Origin of the sequence: Rhodoblastus sphagnicola (assembly GCF_002937075.1) — a bacterium.
Lineage (GTDB): Bacteria > Pseudomonadota > Alphaproteobacteria > Rhizobiales > Beijerinckiaceae > Rhodoblastus > Rhodoblastus sphagnicola.
In genome coordinates this window covers 1-3,830 of record NZ_NHSJ01000110.1, presented here as the reverse complement: position 1 = coordinate 3,830, position 3,830 = coordinate 1, and the positions used below count along the sequence as shown (strand labels likewise).

4 protein-coding genes and 1 pseudogene are annotated in these 3,830 nt (G+C 62.1%); 1 reads left to right on the top strand and 4 read right to left on the bottom strand.

What is annotated here, in order from left to right:
* The 4 genes and pseudogenes from CCR94_RS26115 to msrB all read right to left on the bottom strand — a co-directional run.
* Window positions 1–129, bottom strand: a pseudogene (locus tag CCR94_RS26115) (cytochrome b/b6 domain-containing protein); the annotation flags it as partial.
* 99 nt (window positions 130–228) lie between these two features.
* A complete protein-coding gene (locus CCR94_RS17950) occupies window positions 229–480 on the bottom strand; it encodes a pentapeptide MXKDX repeat protein (protein WP_104509216.1) in 252 nt (83 codons plus the stop codon).
* Window positions 481–785: 305 nt separating this feature from the next.
* Window positions 786–2,693, bottom strand: a complete 1,908-nt coding sequence (locus CCR94_RS17945) for an alpha/beta hydrolase (protein ID WP_104509215.1) — start codon at window positions 2,691–2,693, stop codon at window positions 786–788.
* 11 nt (window positions 2,694–2,704) lie between these two features.
* On the bottom strand, window positions 2,705–3,190 hold the full coding sequence (gene msrB, locus CCR94_RS17940) for a peptide-methionine (R)-S-oxide reductase MsrB (protein WP_104509214.1): 486 nt from the start codon (window positions 3,188–3,190) through the stop codon (window positions 2,705–2,707).
* Window positions 3,191–3,210: 20 nt separating this feature from the next.
* On the opposite strand from msrB, the gene CCR94_RS26710 reads away from it, so the two are divergent.
* Complete coding sequence (locus CCR94_RS26710; RefSeq protein WP_425332343.1) at window positions 3,211–3,447, top strand: DUF6880 family protein; 237 nt, start codon at window positions 3,211–3,213, stop codon at window positions 3,445–3,447.
* Window positions 3,448–3,830 lie beyond the last annotated feature (383 nt).

Here is a 3,830-nt window from a genome sequence, read left to right as displayed (position 1 = left end):
GGGATGCGCGAGAAAAATCTGCAATCCGCTCATCAGCAGCACGGTCACGCAAAGCGCGTTGATCCAATGGGTGACGCGCGTCGCCAGGGCGTGACGATGAACCAGCTTGCGGCCGGCATTCGCCGGCAATTCAAGTTCGGCCGTCGGAAGGATCGTCAAAGGAGTTCTCCTCTCCTGGCCGCCAAGACGCCTGCCCGGCGCGAAGCCGGACAGGCTGGATTTGTGCGATTACTTGCCGCCCTTCATGGCGTCGGGCTTCATCGCGTCGCCATGCATCGCGTCCGGCTTCATCGTGTCGTGCTTGGTCGTATCGCCCTTCATGGCGTCACCCTTCTTGGGCTCGGTCTTCATGGCGTCGCCATGCATCGCGTCGGCTTTCATGCCATCGGCGCCCATCTTGTCCTCGGCGGAGGCGGCACCGGCGAAAGCAAACAGGGTAAGAAAAGAGAAAACGGCGGCGGTGGTGGTCTTGGCGTTCATGATTGTTGCTCCTGAAGTGAGGCTTAAGCGATCATCCGCAGGCCCGTCATGGGCCGCCGGAGTTGACGAGACTTTCGAAAACAGGGTCGTTCATCGACCGCCGGAAGCGCCCGGGGGACGGGTCTTTGGTGGCTCCGTCCGTGAAGGCCGGGCGGCGTGTTCGGCGAAGGCCGATGACGAAAGCTACCCTCGATCCTCATTCGCAGGCAGCTATCAATATCGGGAGCAATCCTCTCAATTTCCGAAAGGTGATTGACTGCGCGTTGGCAACGCGCTTCGGCTCTTGCATCGGCGCCGGGTCGGTCTCAAGGCTCGATGATCCAATAGGTCTGCGCGCCTTTGGCAAGAGCTTCGAGACCGCGAGCCGCCGCCATGGAGGCCTCATTCAAGATCTGTTTGAAGTCCTTCATGGCCTTGGCTTCGTCGAACAAATAGGAATGGCCGCTGAGCCGGGCGTCCACGGATTCCAAGCCCTTCATCACCAAGGTGTTGGAGCCGCCGCTGCCGGCGCGCGGGGCTTTGTGAAAGCTCTCGGAAATCAGGATCGCATGATCATATTCCGACGCGTAGAGCGTGCGGAATGTCGCGATGTCGCGGGCGCGCTGCGTTTGTTCGATAAAAATGTCCTGCGCGACGTCGGGCGCGGCGAAGACGGCCGCCCCGATGCGAACATTGACGCGGTATTGGCCAAACTCGCGCAGCATTTGCAGCAGGATGCGATTGCCCATGCTATGGGCGACAAAATCCAGTTGAATGTCCGGCGCGGCTTCGGCGAAAGCGCGCACGAAATCCGCAAAATGCGGTTCGCTCCAGAGAGCGGAATCCTCGTCATAGGCGTAGCCGAAAGCCGATCCCTCCGACGGCCAGCTCCAGCCGACAATGGCTCCGTCATAATCGAGATCGCCCCCCAGCATCAGGCCGCGCGTCGCCAAATCCCCGAAAGATGTGTTGAAACCGTGCAGGACGAACAGGATTTTCGAAACGCCACTTTCCCGGACCTTATCGACGATCAAGCGGACGCAGGCCTGTTCGCCCTTGGTCAAGGTTTTGGGCGCCTTGGGAAGCGGCGGATCGCCTTGGTGATGGCCGGGCGCGCCGAGATAGGCGCAGGTCAGTTCAACCGGCGAAAGGCGCCGTGAGCCAAATCGCGTTGCATAATCCAACGTCTGTTCGTCATTGCGGTCGGTCGCGAAAAAGACCGGGGAACCAACATGTTTTCGCGGGGACGGCTGGGGCGCGTGAATGGGGACGGCCTCCGGAACCCGATGGACCTCCGCCTCGGCCTTGCCCCACAAGCGCATTTCGCCCTCAAGCCTGGACGAGTCGTCGCCTGCGGCGCGGGCCGCCAGCCGCATCTGCGCGGCGGACTCCAGAATGGTCTGCTCAATATTGGGATGCTTCCGGATCGTCGCTTCGAGAGTGGCGATTTCAGTCTCGGCCGCCAAGGCAGCCGTCGCCAGTGCGCTTTTCCATGCGTTCTTTTCGGCTTCGCTGCGTTCCCGCCAGTAATTTGGCGCCGCCGCCAGAACGCCCGTCTGCGGCCAGGCTGTCGTTAGATAAAGCTTGCCGCCGTAACGGTCGGCGAAGCCTAGCGTGGCCTTGTCCAGCGAAGTTTCAAATCCGCCAACCGTTCCGCCCATCATCGACATCATGGCGTCCTGGGGCGAGACATTGGTCATCAATGCGCCCAACGACGAAAGCGACTTGAATCCGGGCGAAGCTGCGTTGGCCGCAAGGTTGAGACTTTGCAGGTCCGCTTCCGTCCGGACGGGAGTCTTGGTCAGCAGATAAGTGACGCTGTGAGGCCAGAGTCTCAGCGGGAAGAGCCCGGTGCGGCTGGCGTCGGCCATGGCGGCCTCGCCCAGGAAAGAGTTCTGCATCAGCGAAACTTCCTTCGCCGATTGGAACAGGAAAGGGCGGGTCAGCAGCGAAGCTTCGGGTCCCGCAGTTTCAAGGGCGCGCTGGTCTCGCTCGGCGAGCGTGAAAACACCGAGATCTGCGGTGCCGGACATCACCGCCGTCAAGGCGCCGGCGAAATCTTCCATCGGCGATGGAGCGATGGTCACGCCAAATTCCGCGAGTGTCTTCGACGTGAGCAGCGATTTGAGAAAGGCGTCCTCCAGATAGGATTTGGGGACGGCGATCTGGACATCGCCCGCGAGGACACCGGGCGAAAAGCAAAGAAGGGCGAGAAAGAAGCTTAGGCGAAGCATCGTTCGCCCCCTCAGGTCGTCGCGGGCTTGAACGTCAGGGCGACGCCGTTCATGCAATAGCGCAGGCCGGTCGGTTTCGGCCCGTCATCGAAGACATGGCCAAGATGGCCGCCACACCGCTCGCACTGCACGGCGACGCGGACCATGCCAAAACTCCGATCTTCCTCGGTCGCCACCGCCTTTTCCAATGGCGCCCAAAAGCTCGGCCAGCCGGTCCAGCTGTCGAATTTGGTTTCGGACGAGAACAGTTCGCGCCCGCAACCGGCGCAAGCGAACAGTCCCCGGCGCTTTTCGTGCAGCAAGGGGCTGGTGAAGGCGCGCTCGGTGCCTTCGTGGCGCAACACGTCATATTGATCAGGCGTCAGGCGGCGGCGCCATTCGGCGTCGTCGAGCGTGAATGCGAAACGGACGCTCGCGGCGGCGCGCGCGTTGCGGACAAAGCCCAGAGCGGCAAGACAGGTGAATGCGCTTCGGACAAGCGCGCGTCTGGTGGTCATGAAAGAAACTTCCGGCGCCGTTGCGTCAACGCAAAGGTGGATACGCAAAGGGCCGGCGCCTTGTTACACGCCGGCGCGCTCAAGCGATCGCCCAAGCTCGGGGCGACCTCGACCAATTCCTGGCTCTGGAGGCGCGGCGGCCCGACTGGCGCCAAGACCCTTTCCGCTCAGCGGAAAGGCTGCTGGCAGCAGGACGGCTCGACGAGGCCTTGTCGTGGGTGCGGCGCGAGCATCGCGGCGGATTGGCCTATGTGTGAAACGGCCTGGGGTCCGGACGCCGATCGGCGTCGTAAGGCGTTGATCTATTTGGTGCCGAAGGGGTCACACTGCCGCGCCGATTAACAGGTTGGCCGTCCATCATGACGCTCTACTCGGAAACTGGGCACGAAAAACCCCGCGACCGGTTTCCACCGTGCGGGGACGCTCCTTGGCGTCTGTACATCCGAGATCGCCTAGGAATTGGCGAAAATATGCCCGGCGCTTGTGTCGAAGTTATGACGGCAAACGCCAACTCGCACATTCGGGACGGGCGTTTGCTTTTTGATTCAGGCTGAGGCCTTGTCCGGCACCACGGCGAAGCGGACGCCGAGCGCGCGCATCACGGCGCTCACGGTTTCATGGCGGGGATGCGATCCGGGCG

Excerpts from the sequence above, each read along its gene's own strand:
- CCR94_RS17950 (WP_104509216.1), bottom strand. The coding sequence starts at position 480 with ATGAACGCCAAGACCACCACCGCCGCCGTTTTCTCTTTTCTTACCCTG.
- CCR94_RS17945 (WP_104509215.1), bottom strand. The coding sequence starts at position 2,693 with ATGCTTCGCCTAAGCTTCTTTCTCGCCCTTCTTTGCTTTTCGCCCGGT.
- msrB (WP_104509214.1), bottom strand. The coding sequence starts at position 3,190 with ATGACCACCAGACGCGCGCTTGTCCGAAGCGCATTCACCTGTCTTGCC.